Here is a 19,994-nt window from a genome sequence, read left to right as displayed (position 1 = left end):
TAGCAATCGTGCGGGCACGCCCGCGCATGCTTAGAGGGAGATCGCCCGATCCGTCGGGCGCACCGGGAACGGCAAACTCGTCTCCCCTTCAAGGTAGCGGTCGACGGCGGATGCCGCAGCCCGACCCTCGGCAATGGCCCAGACGATGAGGGACTGACCGCGACCCGCGTCGCCCGCGACGAAGACGCCTGGCTCGCTGGTCTGGTAGTCACCATCGCGCTCGATGTTGCCGCGCTCTTCAAACGGTACGGGGAGCTGCTCCGACAGAGTGTGCGACTCGGGCCCCGTGAATCCGAGTGCGAGGAGCACAAGGTCGGCGGGGATTTCACGCTCGGTGCCGGACTTCGGCACGCGGCGTCCATCGACGTACTCTGTCTCCGCGACACGGACACCGCGAACCTCGCCGGCATCGTTGCGGAGGAACTCGACGGTCGACGCGAGGTACATGCGCTCACCGCCCTCCTCGTGCGCGCTGGAGACTTCGAAGAGTGTCGGCGTCATGGGCCATGGCTGGTTGTCGGGTCGCTCCGACGGGGGCTGCGTGCCGATGGCGAGGTTCGTCACCGAGAGTGCGCCCTGTCGGTGCGCCGTTCCAATGCAGTCCGCGCCAGTGTCGCCACCACCGAGGACAACGACGTGCTTGCCCTCCGCGGTGATCTGGTCCGGAACCGAATCCCCGGCGCCGACCTTGTTCGCCTGGACGAGGTACTCCATGGCGAAATGCACTCCGAGGAGATCGCGACCGGGAATCGGAAGGTCGCGCGGCACCATAGCGCCCGTCGCGATGACGACTGCGTCATATCGCGAACGGAGGTCGGACCACGAGATGTCGACACCGATCTCGACGCCGGCACGGAAACGTGTTCCCTCGGCCTGCATCTGTGCGAGACGCGCCTCGATGTGCTTCTTTTCCATCTTGAAGTCCGGGATGCCGTAGCGAAGAAGACCGCCGATGCGGTCATCCCGCTCGTACACGGCCACGGTGTGGCCCGCGCGCGTGAGCTGCTGCGCAGCGGCCAAACCCGCAGGACCAGAGCCGACAACGGCGACGGTCTTGCCCGTGAGACGCTCGGGCGGATGCGGCGTCACGAGGCCGTTCGCGAACGCCTGGTCGATGATCGAGACCTCGACCTGCTTGATCGTGACGGCGGGCTGGTTGATTCCGAGAACACACGCGCTTTCGCACGGCGCGGGGCAAAGCCTTCCCGTGAACTCAGGGAAGTTGTTGGTCGCATGGAGCCGCTCGATGGCCTGGGCATTCTCGCCACGCCACGTGAGGTCATTCCATTCGGGGATCAGGTTGCCGAGCGGACAGCCCTGATGGCAGAACGGGATACCGCAGTCCATGCAGCGTCCGGCCTGACGGCGCAGCTGCGACGGATCCTGCTGCTCGTAGACCTCTTTCCAGTCCATCAGCCTGAGGCTGACGGGGCGACGCTTGGGAAGCTCGCGCTCTTGTACCTTGAGGAAGCCCTTCGGGTCAGCCACCGGTCACCTCCATGATCCGTCCCCACACGACGTCGCCGTCGGGGTCCAGACCTTCTTCGATTGCAGTCTGTCGGGTTGCGAGAACAGCGGCGTAGTCGCGCGGCAACACCTTGGTGAAGCGCGAGACAGCGTCTTCGAAGTTCTCGAGCAGTCGCGCGGCGACTGCGGAGTCGGTCTCGTCGACGTGACGCTCCAGGAGGTCACGCAGGATCTCCCTGTCGCCGCTTCCGAGGGGCAGCAGTTCGAGCTCACCGGACGAGAGTGATTCGCGATTGACGCGCTCGGGACGCAGGTCGTGGATGTAGGCGGTGCCGCCGGACATGCCAGCGCCCAGGTTGCGTCCTGTTCCGCCGAGAATCACGGCGAGTCCACCCGTCATGTACTCGAGCGCGTGGTCGCCAACACCTTCGACGACTGCGGTGGCACCGGAATTACGCACGAGGAAGCGCTCGCCAACGATGCCGCGAAGGAACATGGATCCCTGAGTGGCGCCGTAGCCGATCACGTTGCCCGCGATGACGTTGCGCTCGGCGGCGAAAACGCTGTCGCGGTGTGGACGGATGACAATCTCACCGCCGCACAGACCCTTGCCGACGTAGTCGTTGCTGTCGCCCTCGAGGCGCAACGTGATCCCGGACGGCATGAAGGCACCGAGCGATTGACCGGCCGTTCCCGTGAGACGGACCTCGATCGTGCCACTGGGCAGGCCGTTTTCGCCGAAACGACGTGTGACCTCGTGGCCGAGCATTGTGCCGACGGCACGCTCGGTGTTACGGATCGGAAGCTCGATGACGACCTTCTCGCCGTGATCCAGGGTCGATCCCGCGAGGCGGATGAGCTCACGGTCGAAGTGCTCGTCGAGCTCATGGTCTTGCGATGTCGCGTTGATTCGTGGCTCGTCATCCTCGAAGGACGGACCCACGAGAACAGGCTCGAGGTCGAGACCGTCCGCCTTCCAGTGCTCGATGGCGCGATCGACGTCGAGCAACTCGGTGTGACCGATGGCTTCGTCGAGGGAGCGGAAACCGAGCTCCGACAGGTACTCCCGAACTTCTTGTGCGAGGAACTCGAAGAAGTTGATCACAAACTCAGGCTTGCCCGTGTAGCGAGCCCGCAACTCGGGGTTCTGAGTGGCAACTCCTACGGGACACGTGTCGAGATGACACACACGCATCATGATGCAACCGGAGACAACGAGCGGAGCGGTGGAGAATCCGTATTCCTCCGCCCCCAGAAGGGCTGCGACAATGACGTCGCGACCGGTCTTCATCTGGCCGTCGACCTGGACGACAACACGGTCGCGCATGCCGTTGAGCATGAGCGTCTGCTGAGTCTCGGCGAGGCCCAATTCCCACGGCGTTCCGGCGTGCTTGAGCGAGTTGAGCGGGCTCGCGCCCGTTCCACCGTCGTGACCCGACACGAGCACAACATCGGCCTTCGCCTTGGTCACACCCGCGGCAACAGCACCGATACCGGACTGGCTCACGAGCTTGACGTGCACTCGAGCCTCGGGGTTCGAGCGCTTGAGGTCGAAGATCAACTGCTTGAGATCTTCGATCGAATAGATGTCGTGGTGCGGGGGCGGCGAGATGAGCCCGACACCAGCCGTGCCGTGGCGCGTGCGCGCGATCCAGGGATACACCTTGCCGGCAGGAAGCTGACCACCCTCACCGGGCTTGGCGCCCTGCGCCATTTTGATCTGGATGTCCGTGGCGTGGGTCAAGTACATGCTCGTAACACCGAACCGACCGGAGGCGACCTGCTTGATGGCCGAACGCCGCTCCGGGTCGAGAAGCCGATCGACGTCTTCGCCGCCCTCACCCGTGTTCGAGCGGCCACCGAGCCGGTTCATGGCGATCGCGAGGGTCTCGTGGGACTCCTTGCTGATCGAACCGTAGCTCATCGCTCCCGTGTTGAAGCGCTTGACGATCGACTCGACCGACTCCACTTCGTCGATCGGCACGCGCGGCCGAACGCCAGTGCGCAGGCCGAACAGGCCGCGAAGGGTCATGAGTGACTCGGCCTGGTCATCCACGAGCTTTGTGTAGTCACGGAAGATGTCGTACCGACGCGACCGTGTCGCGTGCTGGAGTCGGAACACCGTTTCGGGATTGAACAGGTGGGGCGGTCCTTCACGGCGCCACTGGTACTCACCACCGATAGAGAGCCGCTCGTGCGCGTGGGTCGCCCCGTCTTCCGGGTAAGCGGCAGCGTGACGCGCGGCGTTCTCCTGAGCGATCACGTCGATGCCGACACCGCCGAGGAGACTCGACGTTCCCGTGAAGTACTGGTCGACGAACTCCTGTGACAGCCCGACCGCTTCGAATGCCTGGGCGCCCGCGTACGAGCTCACGACCGAAATGCCCATCTTGGACATGATCTTGAGCACACCCTTGCCAAGCGCCTTGATCAGGTTCGCGACAGCCTTCTGCGGTGTGAGCCCCTGGATCATTCCGCTGCGGACGAGCTCTTCCGCCGTTTCCATGGCGAGGTACGGGTTGATCGCCGATGCGCCGTAACCGATCAGAAGCGCAACGTGGTGAACCTCACGCACGTCGCCGGCCTCGACGATGAGTCCGACCTTCATTCGTGTCTCTGCGCGAATGAGGTGGTGGTGGACGGCGGCCAGCATCAGCAGCGACGGGATCGGCGCGAGATCCTTGTTGGAATCACGGTCCGAGAGCACGATGTACTCGGCACCCGCGCGAATGGCCTCATCGACTTCGGCGCACATCTGGGTGAGGCGCTTCTCGAGAGCCTTGGGCCCCTTGTCCGCGCGATAGAGACCCTTGATCGTCGCCGAACGGGTGCTGCCCGGAGTGGTGTCGATGTGCTGGATCTTCGCGAGTTCATCGTTGTCGATGACGGGGAACTCGAGTGCGACCTGATGGGCGTGCTCGGGTGTTGCACTGAGCAAGTTGCGCTCAGGGCCGAGCCCCAGGGCCATCGACGTCACAACCTCTTCGCGGATGGAGTCGAGCGGCGGGTTGGTCACCTGGGCGAACTGCTGAGTGAAGTAGTCGAACAGCAGCCGCGGCCGGTCGGACAGCACCGCGATCGGGGTGTCAGACCCCATGGCGCCGAGAGGCTCTGCTGCGTTTTTCGCCATCGGCGCGATGAGGATGCGCACCTCTTCTTCGGTGTATCCGAACGTGCGCTGCCGACGGACGACCGAGGCCGGCGTGTGCACAATGTGCTCGCGTTCGGGTAGGTCGCGCAGGGCGATCCTGCCCTCTTCGAGCCATTCACCCCACGGCTGCGAGCCGGCGAGCTCAGCCTTGACCTCATCGTCCTCGATGATTCGGCCTTCTGCCGTGTCGACGAGGAACATCTTGCCCGGGCGGAGTCGACCCTTACGCACGACCTTGCTCGGTTCGACATCGAAAACGCCGATCTCACTGGCGAGCACCACAAGGCCGTCGTCGGTGACGAGATAGCGACCGGGGCGAAGTCCATTGCGGTCGAGGGTCGCGCCGACGAGCGAGCCGTCGGTGAAGACGAGTGCGGCCGGACCATCCCACGGCTCCATGAGCATCGAGTGGTACTCGTAGAAGGCTCGTTTGGTGGGGTCGATGTCTGCCTGGTTCTCCCACGCTTCCGGGACCATCATCATCATCGCGTGCGGCAAGCTGCGGCCAGCGAGATTGAGCAACTCCACGACCTCATCGAACGAGGCAGAGTCACTCGCGCCAGGGGTGTTGATAGGGAGGATCGACCGGATGTCCCCGAGCACCTCGCTCTCGAGCTGCGACTGGCGCGCCCGCATCCAGTTGCGGTTGCCCTGAACGGTGTTGATCTCACCGTTGTGCGCAATCATGCGGAACGGCTGGGCGAGCGGCCACGACGGGAACGTGTTGGTCGAATACCGCGAGTGCACGAGGGCGAGCTTCGAAACGAAGCGCTCATCAGACAGGTCGGGATAGAACGGCTCGAGTTGGAGAGTCGTGACCATGCCCTTGTAGACGAGCGTGCGCGACGAGAGCGACGGGAAGTAGACGTGCAGTTCGTGCTCCGCACGCTTGCGGAGCCGGAAGACCTGGCGCTCCAGTTCGAGACCGGATGCCGTGCCCTTGCCTGTCTCGCGGGTCGATTGCACAAACAACTGCTCGAAGGCCGGCATCGCCGCGCGTGCGAGGTTGCCCAGCTGTGTTGGGTCCACGGGAACCTCGCGCCAGCCGAGCACACGCAGGCTCTCGGACTCGGCGAGACGGGCAACACCCGCCTTGATCTCGTCGCGCTCGGTCGCGTCGGTCGGCAGGAAGGCCATACCGACGGCGTAGCGACCAGCGGCCGGGAGCTCGAAGTCAACGACCGCCCGGAGGAAAGCATCCGGAATCTGCGTGTTGATACCAGCTCCGTCGCCGGTGCCAGCGTCGGAGCCGACAGCTCCACGGTGCTCGAGGTTGCGGAGGGCACCGAGTGCCGTGTCGATGATGTCGTGACCGGCGGTACCGCGCAGCGTCGCGACCATGGCGAGGCCGCACGCATCGCGCTCATTGCGCGGGTCGTACAAACCTGTTGCTGCTGGCGTGGAGCTGAAACGCTCGAAAACTGGCGTGAGAGCCATGGCTACCGTCCTCACGATGGTGCTGGAAATGCGGGACGTCGGCGGCCCAAGGGGTGAACGGCCTCCGTGGGATTAGGAGGTCGGGGTTTGTGATCCGCTTGTGGCGGCCAACTCAGGCTCCGTCGCAGCCTCGTCGCTGGGGTCGTCGGAGTCCGAATAGGTCTCGTCCGAGTCTACAGCACCCCCCGGGACCCACTCGCGACCCGGCACGTACGGGCTCGGCTCGAGACCCGGGTGACGGCGACGCTGAACGAGGTACAGAACGACACCGATGACGATGAGTGCGAAGGCACCCCAGACGTTGGCGCGGATGCCGAAGAAAACCTCGCTCGGATCGATCCGAATCGACTCGAAAATGACACGCCCAACGCCGTACCAGACGAGGTACAGGGCCCAGACCTTGCCCCATTGGAGTCGAGGTTGAGCATCGCCAACCGGAACAACGATCGAGAGGCCCGCAATACGGCGACGCTGTAGACGGAACTGACGCTCCATCGTGAGCAGGAAGACGATTCCGACGGTGTTCCAGATCATCTCGTAGAGGAACGTCGGGTGGAAGAGAGTTCCCTCGGGCAGACCGACGGGGATGGCCGGATTGGGGCTCGGGATTTCGAGGCCCCACGGCAGATCGGTCGGCAGACCGAAGAGCTCGTGATTGACGTAGTTGCCGAGGCGACCGATGACCTGAGCCAGGAGAATGGCGGGGGCAAGGGCATCCGCGAAGGTCCAGAAGCGCAGGCCCGTGACGCGGCATCCGATGTAGGCACCGATGGCGCCTCCGATGAGCGAGCCGATGATGGCGTTGCCGCCCTCCCAGATCGCCCATACGCTGCCAGGCTGGAGCGGATTCCACGGGTTCGAGCCCTCGTAGAAGTAGTCGCCGAGGTGCGTAAGCACGTGGTAGGCACGCGCACCCACGAGTCCGAGCGGCACGGCGAAAATGATCACGTCGAGCACGACACCCGGCTCGGCTCCGCGCGCCTTCAGTCGGGAGTTGACCCAGGCGGTCGCGAGCACAATGCCGACGAGGATGAGAAGGGCGTAGGTCGCAATGCGCCAGGACTCGGCAAACTCCCACCCGAACGTCGAGGCGAGCCAACGACCGAAGTCGATGCTGCGCCAATCCTCGGGCGGGCTCGGGATGGAGAGCGGCAGGAACGACAAACCTTCAGACCTTTCGTACGGACTACGCGAGTCTAGTACCGGCGGAGAGAGCGGCGGCGGCACGGGCGACACCCTCGACGCCATCGTCGGCGAGGGCCCTCACGAGTGCGGACCCCACGATGGCGCCATCGGCGTAGGCGAGCACTTCGCGCACCTGCTCGGCGGTTGAGATTCCAAGGCCAACACACGTCGACGTCGCCCCGACCGTACGGAGCCTGTCGACGAGAGTGCGCGCGGCCGAATCGACGTCGCTCCTGGCACCCGTGATCCCCATCGTGGAGACCGCGTACACGAACCCGCGACTGAGTTCAACGGACTGGCGCAGTCGTTCGTCTGTGGACGACGGTGCAGCGAGAAAGACGCGGTCGAGATCGACGCGGTCGGATGCCGCGAGCCAATCGCCCGCCTCATCCGGGATGAGATCCGGCGTGATGAGACCGGCTCCACCCGCGGCGCGCAGGTCGTCAGCGAAGCGATCGACGCCGTACTGGACCACGGGATTCCAGTACGTCATCACGAGAACCGGCACGTCGGTCTGCGCCGTGATCTGGCGCACCGCCTCGAAACCGTGGGCCAGTCGGAAACCGCCGGCAAGCGCGGTCTGGGTTGCCTTCTGAATGACCGTTCCGTCCATGACGGGGTCGGAGTACGGAAGTCCGAGTTCGATGACATCAACGCCGTTGTGCGCGAGGGCCACAGCGGCGTCGATGCTCGTCGAGAGGTCAGGGAATCCTGCGGGGAGGTAGCCGACGAGCGCCCCCGATCCGGCATCGCGACGCGCGGCGATGACGTCCGCGACGCGGCTCATCGGGCATCCAGGATGTCGAAGTACGTGGCTGCGGTTTCCATGTCCTTGTCTCCGCGACCGGAGAGATTGACGAGGATGATCGACTCCGGCCCGAGTTCACGCCCGAGCGTGAGCGCTCCGGCAAGGGCGTGCGACGACTCGATCGCGGGAATGATCCCCTCGGTGCGGCTGAGGAGGCGCAACGCCTGCATCGCTTCGTCATCGGTCACCGGGAGGTAGCTCGCTCGTCCGATGTCGTGAAGCCACGCGTGCTCCGGACCGACACCCGGATAGTCGAGACCAGCGGAGATGGAGTGCGACTCGAGCGTTTGCCCGTCCTCGTCCTGCAGCATGTAGCTCTTCGCTCCATGGAGAACGCCGGGGCGGCCACGGGTGAGTGTCGCAGCGTGACGCTCGGTCAGGTGCCCGTCGCCAGCGGCCTCGTAGCCGTACAGCGCGACCTCGGGATCGTCGAGGAAGGCATGGAAGATGCCGATGGCGTTGCTGCCACCGCCAACACAGGCGGCAACGGCATCCGGCAGTCGACCGGTGAGCTCGAGGACTTGCTGACGAGCTTCTTCACCGATGATCTTGTGGAAGTCGCGCACCATAACTGGGAACGGGTGCGGGCCGGCGACGGTGCCGAGGAGGTAATGAGTGTCCGCGACGTTGGCGACCCAATCGCGCAGTGCCTCGTTGATCGCATCCTTGAGTGTGCGCGAGCCGGTCTTGACGGGGATGACCTCGGCCCCGAGCAGACGCATGCGAGCGACGTTGAGTGCCTGTCGCTCGGTGTCGACCTCACCCATGTAGACGACGCACGACATACCGAAGAGGGCCGCGGCGGTTGCCGTGGCAACCCCATGCTGGCCCGCGCCGGTCTCGGCAATGAGGCGGGTCTTGCCAAGGCGCCGGGCGAGAAGAGCCTGACCGAGAACATTGTTGATCTTGTGCGAGCCCGTGTGGTTCAGGTCCTCGCGCTTGAGGATGATGCGGGCTCCGCCGGCGTGCTCGGCGAACCGCGGAACCTCGGTGATGATCGACGGTCGACCCGTGTACGTGGCGTGAAGCGCCGCCAGCTCGGACTGGAACACCGGATCGGTCTTTGCGTCGCGATAGGCGACGTCTAGTTCATCGAGGGCCGCGATAAGCGACTCGGGAACAAAACGCCCCCCGAAGTCACCGAAGTACGGGCCGAGTTCATCGCGATACATCATGGCTCCAAAAATCGTTTCAGCGTCGCGACGGGATCCCCGGTGACGAGCGCCTCCCCCACGAGCACAACGTCGGCTCCTGCGCGACGGTAGTGTGCGACGTCATCCGGTGACGTGACGGCGGACTCCGCGATCTTGACGACACCCTCGGGAATGGCCGTTGCGAGTTCCCCGAACAGGTTCTTGTCGAGTTCGAAGGTCGAAAGGTCGCGCGCATTGACGCCGACGACATCCGCCCCCAGGTCGAGTGCTCTGTCGAGCTCCTCCGCCGAATGAGTCTCCACGAGCGGCGTCATACCCAGTTCATTGATGAGCGTGAACAGCGACGACAGCGTCGGCTGGTCGAGCGCGGCGACAATGAGAAGCACAAGATCGGCACCAGCGGCTCGAGCTTCGAAGACCTGATACGGCTCGGCGATGAAATCTTTCCGCAGGACCGGGAGGGACACAGCGGCGCGGACTGCCTCGAGGTCGGCGAGCGAACCCTTGAACTTCCGCTCCTCCGTGAGCACACTGATCGCGCTCGCGCCGCCCAGCTCGTACAACGCCGCGAGGGCTGCCGGGTCCGGGATGCTTGCGAGCGCGCCGCGCGAGGGGCTCGCACGCTTCACCTCGGCGATGATGTGCACCGAGCTCCGCGGCGCCAGTGCTGCACGGGCATCGAGGGCCGGTGGCGCAGCGAGTGCCGCGCGCTCCACGTCGTCGATCGAGCGCACGCTACGACGCGCCGAAGCATCCGCGAGGGCTCCGGCGACAAGTTCGCCGAGCACCTAGTTGTGTGCCTTCTGAGTAACGCGGGAGCCACCGACGCCGTAGCCCGCCTTAGAAAGAAGCCAGCCGACGACCGCGCCGACGACTACGAGACCTGCAGAAGCGACGACGAGCCACGCGAGGTCGAAGAAGAAGGCGATCGTACCGATGGTAAAACCGACCAGCATGATGACGACGGCCGTCCAGGCAGCCGGTGAGTTGCCGTGGCCGGGGTCAGTCTCGTTCATCGATCTCCGTTCGTCGAGGTGCACATCAATTCTAGGGGGAACGAGGATCGGTCGTCGTCGGGTCGCTCCCGTCGCTGAGGGCATCCCATAGCTCGCTCGGCGACTCGCCGTTCTCCCCCTCGAGCCGTGTCGCGCTGTATCGACGGGAGCTGGAGGGCCACTGGCTCGATGTCGCAATGACAGCGCCGGAAAAGGCGAGGATCAGTACCCCGATGATGACGCCGCCGATCGGCCACCCTGACGTATCGATCGACACGATGAGTTCACGAAGAGAATCATCGCCAGCAACACCTGTTCGCTCCGAGATCGAGGCGGCGGACTCCGCGATCGGGTCGACGATGGCGAGAATCGACGAGACGCCAATGACTGCACCGAGAGCGGCCGCGAGCACACCAAGAATCACGCGGAATATCGGTCCTGCAATCGCCAACGCACCCACGAGCGCGAGTGTGCTGAGACCAAGCGCCGCAAGGGCCCCCGCAGCGCGATCGCCGGCGATGGGGATGCTCACGTCGTCGGTAAGCGTGACCGTGAACCACACCTGCGTCCACGCGACGAGCGCGAGAACACCGCCGAGGAGACCCGTCGCGAGAGTGATGTATTTGAGTCGGCGTGCGCTCACTGTGCTGAGTGCAACGCGTTGGCTATTGCGACGGCTCTGAGGGGTGCAGCGGCCTTGTTGCGGGATTCTTCGTACTCGGCTTCTGGGTCAGAGTCGGCGACGAGCCCAGCGCCGGCCTGAACATGGGCCACACCGCGTGCAATGACCGCCGTGCGGATCGCGATCGCGAGGTCGGCATCTCCCGCGAAGTCGAAGTAGCCGACGACTCCACCGTAGACACCACGCTGGGCCGGTTCGAGATCATCGATGATCTCGAGTGCACGCGGCTTGGGTGCGCCGGAGAGCGTACCCGCGGGGAAGGTGGCCCTGAAGACATCGATGGATGTGGCGGACGACAATAGGTCTCCCTCGACGGAGGAGACGAGGTGCATGATGTGGCTGAAACGCTCCACCTGCATGAACTCGGTCACCTCGACCGATCCGGCACGGCACACTTTTTGCAGGTCGTTTCGTGCCAGATCAACGAGCATGAGGTGCTCGGCCTTCTCCTTGTCGTCGGCGAGGAGCTCCTCGGACAGGTCGAGATCGGCCTCAGGCGTTTGTCCTCGCGGGCGTGAGCCGGCGATCGGATGCATGTAAACCCGCTCCCCCGTCACCTTGACCATTGCCTCGGGGCTGGAACCCACGATGACGTATGGTTCGCCCTCTGGCGTCTCGAGGCTCAAGTAGTACATGTACGGAGAAGGGTTCAGCGTTCGCAGCACTCGGTAGACGTCGAGCGGCTCGGCGGTCATCGGGTGGTCGAAGCGCTGCGAGATGACGACCTGGAACACGTCGCCGTCGCGGATGTGCTGCTTGGATCGTTCGATCGCCGCCGAGAACGTCTCCTTCGTGACACGAAGCTGAGGCTGGGGCATCGTCTCGAAGTCGACGATCGCCAACGAGGCATCCGCCGGGCTTGCAAGGCCGGATTGCAGTCCGTCGAGCCGCTTTTGAGCACTCGCCCAGAGCTCATCGCCCGACTCTGTTCCATCGTTGAGCGCCGTCGCGATGAGGAGCACCGTTCCATTGCGGTGATCGAGGACCACAAGCTCCGAGACAAAACCCAGGGCCTGGCCAGGGATCGGTATCTCGGCTGGCGGGGCATCCGGAAGTCGCTCGAGTTGGCGGATGGCTTCCCAACCGATGAATCCAACGAGACCCCCCGTCAAGGGCGGATGCCCGTCGACCCGCGGAGTCGACCACCGGGCGTAGAGGTGTGCGATCGCCTCGAGCGGCGCGGTTGGCGTCGCGCCGAGGGCGCGTTCGGCCGACAACCCGTAGTCGAGCCATACGGTGTCGCTGCCGTTCTGGGTGAGCACTCCAAAGGTCGAGACGCCGACAAACGAGTACCGTGACCAGATGCCGCCCTGCTCCGCGGATTCGAGGAGGAAAGTGCCGGGGCGGCCGTGCGCAAGCTTGCGGTAGATGCCCACCGGGGTCTCGCTGTCGGCAAACAGCTCGCGGATGACCGGAACCACACGATGGCCGGCCGCGACACGCGAATCGAAGTCGTCGCGCGTGGTCGTGTTATCCATCGGTTCCTCCCAGACTCACGGCGATGGCGGGCTCCAACGGATCGACGTCGAAACACGCGTGGGCACCCGTGTGGCAGGCGGCGCCATGCTGATCGACCGTCACGAGGATCGTGTCGTCATCACAGTCGAGAGCCGCGCCCGTCACCAGCTGGATGTTCCCGCTCGTGTCGCCCTTACGCCAGTACTCCTGACGGCTGCGGCTCCAGAACGTCACACGTCCCTCGGTGAGGGTGCGCCGGAGGGCCTCCCTGTCCATGTAGCCGAGCATGAGAACATCCCGCGTCGCACGCTCTTGGATGATCGCAGGGATCAATCCGTCCGAACCGAATCGAACTCGGTCGAGAACCGGACCAACGGTCTCCTGCGTTAGCTCGCTCATCGTGTCAGCACTCCAGCCTCACCGAGGGCGCTCTTGACTTCGCCCACCGTCAGTTCTCCATTGTGGAACACGGAGGCCGCGAGCACGGCATCGGCACCCGCCGCTATCGCGGGGAGGAAGTCCCCCACGGCTCCCGCACCGCCGCTGGCGACAACGGGCACCGAGCTGATCTCGCGCATGGCGGTGACGAGTTCGAGATCGAAGCCATCCTTCGTTCCGTCGGCGTCAATCGAGTTGACGAGCAACTCCCCCGCACCGCGCTCGATCGCCTCCGCCGCCCACTCGAGAGCATCGAGATCGGTGTCGGTGCGCCCACCGTGGGTGGTGACAATGAAACGGCCGCCGGAGCGACGCACGTCGAGGCTCAGAACGAGAACCTGTGCGCCGAATCGATCGGCGATCTCCCCGATGAGTTCCGGGCGGGCAATCGCTGCGCTATTGACGCCGACCTTGTCGGCACCGCTCGCGAGCAGTCGCGAGACATCGTCGGTCGAGCGGACTCCCCCGCCGACGGTGAGCGGAATGAACACTTGCTCGGCCGTGGCTCGCACCACGTCGTAGGTCGTCGCGCGGTTGTCGACCGTGGCAGTCACGTCGAGGAACGTGATCTCATCGGCGCCCTGCTCGTAGTACTTGCGAGCGAGTTCGACCGGGTCTCCGGCATCCCGGAGATTGAGGAAGTTGACTCCCTTGACCACACGCCCGTCGGCGACGTCAAGGCACGGGATGACCCGAACTGCGACGCCCACGTCAGATCCGCGCAGCGTGAATCGCGCTGACAAGGATCGCGCGGGCCCCGACGGCGTGCAAAGCGTCCATGACATCGTTCGCGTCGGATCGCGGAACCATCGACCGCACCGCAACCCAGTTCGGGTCGTGAAGTGGCGAAAGGGTCGGGCTCTCAAGTCCAGGCGTGATGCGTGTTGCCGCTTCGAGGTGCTCTCGTGGCACGTCATAGTCGACGAGCACGTACTGGCGAGCGACGAGCACACCCTGCAGGCGGCGCTGAAGAGTCGAGATGCCGGGCAACTGCGGTGACGCGCTGATGAGCACGGCCGTGGAGTCCAGGATGACCGGACCGAAGATCTCGAGCCCCTGAGCGCGCAGTGTCGATCCTGTCGACACAACATCAGCGACGGCATCCGCGACACCGAGCTTGACCGCGGACTCGACTGCCCCATCGAGCGAGACCATCGTCACTGACACGCCATGACGGGCCAGGAAGTCGCCGACGAGGCCCGGGTAACTTGTCGCGACACGAACCCCCTCAAGATCGGCGAGCTCGGTGAAGCGCCCGGGGATTGCCGCAAAACGGAAAGTCGACTCCCCGAAATCGAGGGTCGAGATCTCCTGTGCCTCGCTTCGGGAGTCCAACAGCAGGTCGCGCCCCGTGATACCGACGTCGAGCGCTCCCGACCCGACATAGGTCGCGATGTCACGCGGACGAAGGTAAAAAAACTCGACATCGTTGCGTGCGTCGAGAGCGCTCAGTGCGCGCGGATCACGTCGACCGGTGTAACCGGCCTCTTGCAGCATCTCAGCCGCGGTCTCACTCAAAGATCCCTTGTTCGGGACCGCAATTCTCAGCATGGTTGTCTCTCCTGGTCGTCGGGTGGGGTGCTCGGTCTACAGATGTCGCCAGACATCGGCAGGCGTGAGACCCTTCGCGACCATGAGGACTTGCAGGTGGTAGAGCAGTTGTGAGATCTCCTCCGCGGTCTCTTCCCGCGACTGGTACTCGGCGGCCATCCACACCTCGGCAGCCTCTTCGACGATCTTTTTGCCGATCGCGTGAACGCCGCCGTCGAGCAACTCGACCGTGCGCGACCCCGACGGGCGGGACTCAGCGCGTTCGGAGAGCTCGGCGAACAGATCGTCGAAATTTTTCACGCGCTAAGGCTACCGGTTCGGCGAGGGGCCTCAGCGTACGCCGAGGAGGTCAATAACGAAGGTGAGGGTGCGTCCGGAGAGGCGGTGGCCACCACCGGCCGGTCCATACGCGAGTGCTGGCGGGCAAATGAGCTGACGACGGCCGCCAACCTTCATCCCCGGGATGCCGTCCTGCCAGCCCTTGATCAGGCCCGCGAGCGGGAACTCAATCGACTGACCGCGGCTCCACGAGGAGTCGAACTCTTCACCGGTCTCGAAATCGACGCCGAGGTAGTGCACGTCTACGGTGGCGCCCGGCTTTGCTTCGGCGCCCGTTCCCTCGATGATGTCGATGATCACGAGTTCTGTGGGCTCGGGGCCCTCGTAGAACTCGACTTCTGGCTTGGTCCGGGGTGCATCAGTCATGACACAAGTCAATCAGACATCGTGACGGTGATCGTGCGCTGCGGCTCTCAGCGCGGCGATGTTCTCGGACGCTTCCCCTGCGCCGAAGACAGCCGATCCCGCGACAAAAGTGTCGGCGCCCGCGGCCTTCGCTATGCCGATGGTCGAACGATCGATTCCGCCGTCCACCTGGAGCCAAACATCCGTCTCAGCGTCCCGAACGGCCGAACGCACGCGCTCGACCTTGGCCATGGTCTCAGACATAAAACTCTGCCCGCCGAAGCCTGGTTCGACCGTCATCACGAGGAACTGGTCAAACTCGGCGAGATAGTCGAGGTATGGCTCAACCGGGGTGCCCGGTTTGACCGCGATACCGGCCCTGCTTCCGAGCGACCGGAGGGTGCGCGCGAGTTCGATCGGGTGCTCGGTCGCCTCGGCGTGAAAGGTTACGGAGAACGCGCCAAGCCGCGCGTAGTCGGGCGCCCACCGGTCGACGTCGTCGATCATGAGGTGGACGTCGAGAGGGATGGGCGAAACATCCTGGATGCGTCCCACCATCTGTGGTCCGAACGTGAGATTCGGCACGAAGTGGTTGTCCATGACATCGACGTGAACGTAGTCGGCGGTCGCGATTCGCTCGAGATCCCGCTGCATGTTGACAAAATCCGCGGCGAGGATGCTGGGGTTGATTCTGCTCATGATCAGGCTTTCGTCAGGAGTTGGATGAACATCGCGTCGGTGCCGTGACGGTGCGGCCACAATTGCACATGCTCCCCCGGCGGCAGGTCGAGAGGATGCGAAGCGATCGACTCCAGTACCGCTGGCGTATTAACGGTCGAAAGGCCGGGAATCGTGCGCAGGGCGCTCGCGACGATCGCCTTGGTCTCGGCAGCGTGCGGCGAGCAGGTCACGTAGGCCAGAAGGCCGCCAGGACGCAGCGCAGCGACCGCGGACGAGAGGAGTGCCGACTGCAGGGCTCCGAGTTCAGCAACGTCGCTCGGCTGCTTGCGCCAGCGCGCCTCGGGACGCCGACGGAGGGCACCAAGGCCCGTGCACGGGGCGTCGAGGAGGATGCGGTCGAACGTGTCGGGGTGCTCTTCGCCGAGCATCCTGCCATCCTGCTCAAGAACGGTGATCGTCGGATCAACAGCGCGCAGCGCGTTACGCACCAGTCCGGCCCGAGCAGGAACAACCTCGTTAGCAGTGAGGGTCGCGCCGCCGGAAGCAGCTTCGGCGGCCAGGAGCGCGGCTTTGCCACCCGGTCCAGCGCACATGTCCAGCCAGCGCTCGCCTTCGCCGACGGGCCGTGCGCGCGAGAGCGCGAGTGCAGCGAGCTGGGAACCCTCGTCCTGCACGCGCGCGCGGCCATCCTTGATCGCTGGCACGCGCGCCGGATCTCCGGCATCGACACGCACACCGACGGGTGAGAATTCGGTGCGGCTGCCGGGAATTTCTATGGGAGAAGCAAAACCGGGAAGCGCGGCCGCCGCGATGCGCGGCGCGACATTGTCGGCGACGAGTGCGCCCTCCAACTCTGCCTCCCGCCCCTCCGCCGTGAGCACCTGGCGGATCGCACGGACCACCCACAGAGGATGCGAATGCTCGAAGGCGAGTGCCTCCTCGCCCGAGCGAGCGGTGGCAATCACCCGATCGCGCCACTCGAGCACGTCAGTTCTGCTCACCGTGCGGAGGACACCGTTGACGAAGCCCACCGCGGACCGTGAAACCCGTCCCTTAGCAAGCTCCACGGTTTCACCAACAGCGGCGTGTGCGGCGACACGCATGGAGAGCAGCTGGTGACAACCGAGCCTGAGAACGTCCAGGGCAGCCGCGTCGATGTCCTTCACGGGGCGGGCGGCGGCCAGCTCGATCACCCGGTCATAAAAACCCTGCATGCGCAACGTGCCATAAGCGAGCTCCGTCGCGAGACCCGCATCCGCCGACGACAGACCGGCAGACAAAATCCGGGCGGGCAGGAGCAAGTTGGCATAGGCATCGGACTCTCGGGTCGCAACGATCACGTCGAGCGCGACAGAACGCGCAGTACCGCCGCGACTCACGACGCCCTCACCGCGGTCGCGGCGGAGTCGATGCCACGCCACCATGCCGCGGCATCCATCGCCTTACGCCCCGCCGGGTGCACGCGGACTAACTCGAGCGCGCCGGCGCCGGTACCAACGACAACCGCCTTACCGCGAAGCTCGACCACACCCGGCGCTGGAGCGATTTCATCATGAGCGACAGCGGCTTCCAGAATCTTCACACGAACGTCGTCGATGACCGTGAAGGCTCCTGGCTCCGGCGTCACTCCCCTGATGATGTCGTGAACTCTTACGGCGGGCAGTGTCCAGTCGATTCGACCGTCCTCGAGAGTGAGCTTCGGCGCAAAGGTCACGTCGCCCGACTGCGGTCGGAAAGCCGCTGTTCCGTCCTCGAGACCGTCGACGCTGCGTACGAGGAGCTCTGCACCGACCTCCGCCAATCGCTCGAGCAACGCGCCCGCCGTGTGGAAGCGGCCGATCGGCTCGTCGATCGCCGCCACCACGTCGCCAGCATCGAGTTCGGGAACAAGACGGAACACCGTCGCACCTGTTGTGGCGTCTCCCGCCATGATCGCCCTTTGCACGGGCGCTGCTCCACGCCAGCGTGGAAGTACCGAGAAGTGCAGGTTGATCCAGCCGAGAGCCGGATCGGAGAGCAGTGGCTCGCGCACAAGCCCCCCATACGCGACGATAACGCCGAGATCGGCTCGAAGCGCCGCGACCTCGTCACGAACGCGCTCGTCGAGACGATTGGCCCGGATGACGCGCAAGCCGAGTTCCTCCGCACGAACTGCAACCGGGGTAGGTGTGAGCACGCCCCGTCTCCCCTGAGGCGAGTCCTCCCGTGTGATCACCGCGAGAATCGTGTGCTTCGACGTAGCCAATGCCTCGAGACTGGGGACGGCGGCGGCCGGGCTGCCAGCAAAGACGATCCGCATCCCTCCATTCTCCCCGACGCCCGACTGACGACCCGACATCACGATTCGAGGAACGGTTCGAGATCGTCGAGACGAACACGCAGCGCGGGGGTTGTGGGTCGTCCCCCGCGAGCGGCGCTGCGCCGGCCGGATGCACTACGGATGAGCTCCGAGCGAAGAGCGGAGGCAATCTCCGACCCGGCGGAGTAGTCGAAACGCACGATCGACCGCACGGTGGCTGAGCCGAGATCCACGGGACCCAGTACGTCTGAAGGCTCGACCGGCAAGTCCGCGATGGCTTCGGCAACGGCGGCGAGAGTTCCCGTGACCGTCGCCACGCGCACGGCTGGCGGGAAGCGCAGCATCCGTCGATCCCTCAGTTCACGCGCGGCGAAATCGGCTTGGCGCCACGTCGCCATCGCGGTCGCGAGTTCGCCGCCCACCCCGCTCAGCACCGAGACGGCGCCGGGGGCGGCCAGCGCGGCAGCATTCGACCACCACCGCAGGCAATCCTCCGCGACACGCAGGGACTCCCTCGCGATCATCTGCTCGCCGTCGAGGAGCAAGACGGCCCGATAGCCACCGTCTGCGATGGGTTCGGCGCCGCGAGTGGCGATCACGAGGGCGGGAGAGCTGCCGACATGTTCTATCGGATGCTCGCCGTCGGCGATGATCACCCTGACCCCCGGAAACGCTCGCCCCAGGTCCTCCGCTGTTCTCGTTGAACCAGCAGCGCCAACCAAACGAAGTCGCGTGCCGTCGCAGTGCGAACACGACCACGAAGTCGAGAGCATTCCGCACCAGCTGCAGGAGGGTGTTGAACCGGCGGATCGTTGAGCGAGCGGGCCAGAACACCTCAGACAGCGTGCTGTCTGGCCACAGTCGGCACACGCGAGGCGCGGCGAGTATCCGGGTCGAGCGACCTGCACGAGGACGGGGCCGTGAGCGACAGCTTCCCGAGCGGTGCGCCACGCGAGCGAGGGAATGCGCGCTCGCTGAGCCATGGGATCGTCGGAGAGCTGATGAGCGGTGGGCACAACTTTCGGGTGCGCGGCCCGGACAGGATCGACAGCAATCAACCAACCGAGCTCGACCAAACGTTGCACTTCGGAACTACGCGAGTGGGACGCAAAAATCAGCGCGCACCCCCGTTGCTCCTGGCGGATCAGCGCCGCGTCACGCGCGTGAACATACGGAGCGAGTGGTTCGGCGTGGAGGGGGTCGCCGTCATCCCACAGCGCGATGAGTCCAAGGCGTTTCGCGGGGAAATATACCGTCGAGCGATTCCCCACGACCGCGAGAGCGGTGTCACCCAAGCCGCGGAGGAATCCCCTGTAACGGTCTGGGTTGGATTGCCGGGCATCCGCCCTGATGATGAGTTCCGGCGGCAGATACTGCGCCAGCGCCGCCTCAACCTGATTCTGATCGCGGTAGTCAGGCACGACCAGTATCGCGGTGTCGCCACGCGCCACACAGGCTGCCGCGGCCTGGGCGAGAGTTACAGCCCAGGTCCTCACCCACCGACCGTCCCGAAGTTCGGTAACTCCCGGCACGGCGGACAGCGCGATTCTGGACCGGTCGGTCACAACCGAATCAATCGTCTCGCCGTAGTGCTGGACCGTCGGGCTTGCCACGACGGGTATTGGCTCAGATTCTGTTGCCCCGAGAAAGGTCTTTTCGACCCTTACCTGGCGACCGGGAATCGCCAGGCGAAGAATGTCGTTGGCCGAGCCTGCTGCTCGATCGGCCGCCTGCCGCGCCAGGCGCCACACCTCGGGCGTCAAGACAGGGATCGGGGACACGACGGAGTCGATTTCGCTGAGAGGCCCATCGAATCCGCCACGTTCAGCGACCTCGACCACGAGGCCGTCGGCAACGCGTCCCGCCGACCTCAGCGGCACCTTGACTCTCACACCGGCGACCACCTCAGATGCGAGCGCATCGGGTATCGAATAGTCGAAGAGTCGATCAAGTTGTGGCAGCGGCGAATCGACCACCACGCGGGCGATGGCTGATTCGGACACG

Annotated in this window: 18 protein-coding genes; all 18 read right to left on the bottom strand. The window is 64.9% G+C overall.

The features are described 5' to 3' along the window. Window positions 1-30 precede the first annotated feature (30 nt). On the bottom strand, window positions 31-1,488 hold the full coding sequence (locus LH407_RS00315) for a glutamate synthase subunit beta (protein WP_322133278.1): 1,458 nt from the start codon (window positions 1,486-1,488) through the stop codon (window positions 31-33). Continuing rightward, on the bottom strand, window positions 1,481-6,055 hold the full coding sequence (gene gltB / locus LH407_RS00310) for a glutamate synthase large subunit (RefSeq protein WP_322133279.1): 4,575 nt from the start codon (window positions 6,053-6,055) through the stop codon (window positions 1,481-1,483). Before gltB ends, LH407_RS00315 begins: the two co-directional genes overlap by 8 nt. 72 nt (window positions 6,056-6,127) lie before the next feature. Beyond that, window positions 6,128-7,219: a prolipoprotein diacylglyceryl transferase gene (lgt, locus tag LH407_RS00305; RefSeq protein ID WP_407650592.1), complete on the bottom strand. Its 1,092-nt coding sequence runs from the start codon at window positions 7,217-7,219 to the stop codon at window positions 6,128-6,130. A gap of 22 nt (window positions 7,220-7,241) precedes the next feature. Next, window positions 7,242-8,027: a tryptophan synthase subunit alpha gene (trpA, locus tag LH407_RS00300; RefSeq protein ID WP_322133280.1), complete on the bottom strand. Its 786-nt coding sequence runs from the start codon at window positions 8,025-8,027 to the stop codon at window positions 7,242-7,244. After that, on the bottom strand, window positions 8,024-9,223 hold the full coding sequence (gene trpB, locus LH407_RS00295) for a tryptophan synthase subunit beta (protein ID WP_322133281.1): 1,200 nt from the start codon (window positions 9,221-9,223) through the stop codon (window positions 8,024-8,026). Before trpB ends, trpA begins: the two co-directional genes overlap by 4 nt. Then, a complete protein-coding gene (gene trpC, locus LH407_RS00290) occupies window positions 9,220-9,990 on the bottom strand; it encodes an indole-3-glycerol phosphate synthase TrpC (RefSeq protein WP_322133282.1) in 771 nt (256 codons plus the stop codon). Before trpC ends, trpB begins: the two co-directional genes overlap by 4 nt. Next, window positions 9,991-10,218, bottom strand: coding sequence for a DUF6704 family protein (locus LH407_RS00285; RefSeq protein ID WP_322133283.1), 228 nt, complete (start codon window positions 10,216-10,218; stop codon window positions 9,991-9,993). A 31-nt stretch (window positions 10,219-10,249) separates the two neighbouring features. Beyond that, on the bottom strand, window positions 10,250-10,840 hold the full coding sequence (locus tag LH407_RS00280; protein ID WP_322133284.1) for a Trp biosynthesis-associated membrane protein: 591 nt from the start codon (window positions 10,838-10,840) through the stop codon (window positions 10,250-10,252). After that, window positions 10,837-12,357: an anthranilate synthase component I gene (locus tag LH407_RS00275; protein ID WP_322133285.1), complete on the bottom strand. Its 1,521-nt coding sequence runs from the start codon at window positions 12,355-12,357 to the stop codon at window positions 10,837-10,839. Before LH407_RS00275 ends, LH407_RS00280 begins: the two co-directional genes overlap by 4 nt. Further along, a complete protein-coding gene (gene hisI, locus LH407_RS00270; RefSeq protein ID WP_322133286.1) occupies window positions 12,350-12,736 on the bottom strand; it encodes a phosphoribosyl-AMP cyclohydrolase in 387 nt (128 codons plus the stop codon). Before hisI ends, LH407_RS00275 begins: the two co-directional genes overlap by 8 nt. Next, a complete protein-coding gene (gene hisF, locus LH407_RS00265) occupies window positions 12,733-13,485 on the bottom strand; it encodes an imidazole glycerol phosphate synthase subunit HisF (protein WP_322133287.1) in 753 nt (250 codons plus the stop codon). Before hisF ends, hisI begins: the two co-directional genes overlap by 4 nt. Before the next feature lies 1 nt (window position 13,486). Next, window positions 13,487-14,326 carry an ATP phosphoribosyltransferase gene (gene hisG / locus LH407_RS00260; protein WP_322133288.1) on the bottom strand — a complete coding sequence of 280 codons (840 nt, stop codon included), beginning with the start codon at window positions 14,324-14,326 and terminating at the stop codon, window positions 13,487-13,489. Between the two features lie 36 nt (window positions 14,327-14,362). Then, window positions 14,363-14,626, bottom strand: coding sequence for a phosphoribosyl-ATP diphosphatase (locus tag LH407_RS00255; RefSeq protein ID WP_322133289.1), 264 nt, complete (start codon window positions 14,624-14,626; stop codon window positions 14,363-14,365). Window positions 14,627-14,656: 30 nt separating this feature from the next. Further along, window positions 14,657-15,031 (bottom strand): FKBP-type peptidyl-prolyl cis-trans isomerase, encoded by a 375-nt coding sequence (locus LH407_RS00250; protein ID WP_322133290.1) that lies wholly within the window; start codon window positions 15,029-15,031, stop codon window positions 14,657-14,659. Between the two features lie 12 nt (window positions 15,032-15,043). Further along, window positions 15,044-15,709 carry a ribulose-phosphate 3-epimerase gene (gene rpe / locus LH407_RS00245; RefSeq protein ID WP_322133291.1) on the bottom strand — a complete coding sequence of 222 codons (666 nt, stop codon included), beginning with the start codon at window positions 15,707-15,709 and terminating at the stop codon, window positions 15,044-15,046. A gap of 2 nt (window positions 15,710-15,711) precedes the next feature. Continuing rightward, window positions 15,712-17,115 carry an RsmB/NOP family class I SAM-dependent RNA methyltransferase gene (locus tag LH407_RS00240; protein ID WP_322133292.1) on the bottom strand — a complete coding sequence of 468 codons (1,404 nt, stop codon included), beginning with the start codon at window positions 17,113-17,115 and terminating at the stop codon, window positions 15,712-15,714. Beyond that, window positions 17,067-17,990 carry a methionyl-tRNA formyltransferase gene (gene fmt / locus LH407_RS00235; protein ID WP_322133293.1) on the bottom strand — a complete coding sequence of 308 codons (924 nt, stop codon included), beginning with the start codon at window positions 17,988-17,990 and terminating at the stop codon, window positions 17,067-17,069. Before fmt ends, LH407_RS00240 begins: the two co-directional genes overlap by 49 nt. Window positions 17,991-18,028: 38 nt before the next feature. Further along, on the bottom strand, window positions 18,029-19,993 hold the full coding sequence (locus LH407_RS00230) for a primosomal protein N' family DNA-binding protein (RefSeq protein WP_322133294.1): 1,965 nt from the start codon (window positions 19,991-19,993) through the stop codon (window positions 18,029-18,031). Window position 19,994 lies beyond the last annotated feature (1 nt).

Origin of the sequence: Antiquaquibacter oligotrophicus (assembly GCF_020535405.1) — a bacterium.
In the GTDB taxonomy this organism is placed as follows: Bacteria; Actinomycetota; Actinomycetes; order Actinomycetales; family Microbacteriaceae; genus Rhodoglobus; species Rhodoglobus oligotrophicus.
This window is presented reverse-complemented; position numbering and strand designations above follow the sequence as displayed.

Bases quoted from the DNA above. Each gene is read 5' to 3' on its own strand.
- gltB (WP_322133279.1), bottom strand. From the start codon at position 6,055: ATGGCTCTCACGCCAGTTTTCGAGCGTTTCAGCTCCACGCCAGCAGCA.
- trpA (WP_322133280.1), bottom strand. From the start codon at position 8,027: ATGAGCCGCGTCGCGGACGTCATCGCCGCGCGTCGCGATGCCGGATCG.
- trpB (WP_322133281.1), bottom strand. From the start codon at position 9,223: ATGATGTATCGCGATGAACTCGGCCCGTACTTCGGTGACTTCGGGGGG.
- LH407_RS00285 (WP_322133283.1), bottom strand. From the start codon at position 10,218: ATGAACGAGACTGACCCCGGCCACGGCAACTCACCGGCTGCCTGGACG.
- LH407_RS00275 (WP_322133285.1), bottom strand. From the start codon at position 12,357: ATGGATAACACGACCACGCGCGACGACTTCGATTCGCGTGTCGCGGCC.
- hisI (WP_322133286.1), bottom strand. From the start codon at position 12,736: ATGAGCGAGCTAACGCAGGAGACCGTTGGTCCGGTTCTCGACCGAGTT.
- hisG (WP_322133288.1), bottom strand. From the start codon at position 14,326: ATGCTGAGAATTGCGGTCCCGAACAAGGGATCTTTGAGTGAGACCGCG.
- LH407_RS00250 (WP_322133290.1), bottom strand. From the start codon at position 15,031: ATGACTGATGCACCCCGGACCAAGCCAGAAGTCGAGTTCTACGAGGGC.
- rpe (WP_322133291.1), bottom strand. From the start codon at position 15,709: ATGAGCAGAATCAACCCCAGCATCCTCGCCGCGGATTTTGTCAACATG.
- LH407_RS00240 (WP_322133292.1), bottom strand. From the start codon at position 17,115: ATGGTGGCGTGGCATCGACTCCGCCGCGACCGCGGTGAGGGCGTCGTG.
- fmt (WP_322133293.1), bottom strand. From the start codon at position 17,990: ATGCGGATCGTCTTTGCTGGCAGCCCGGCCGCCGCCGTCCCCAGTCTC.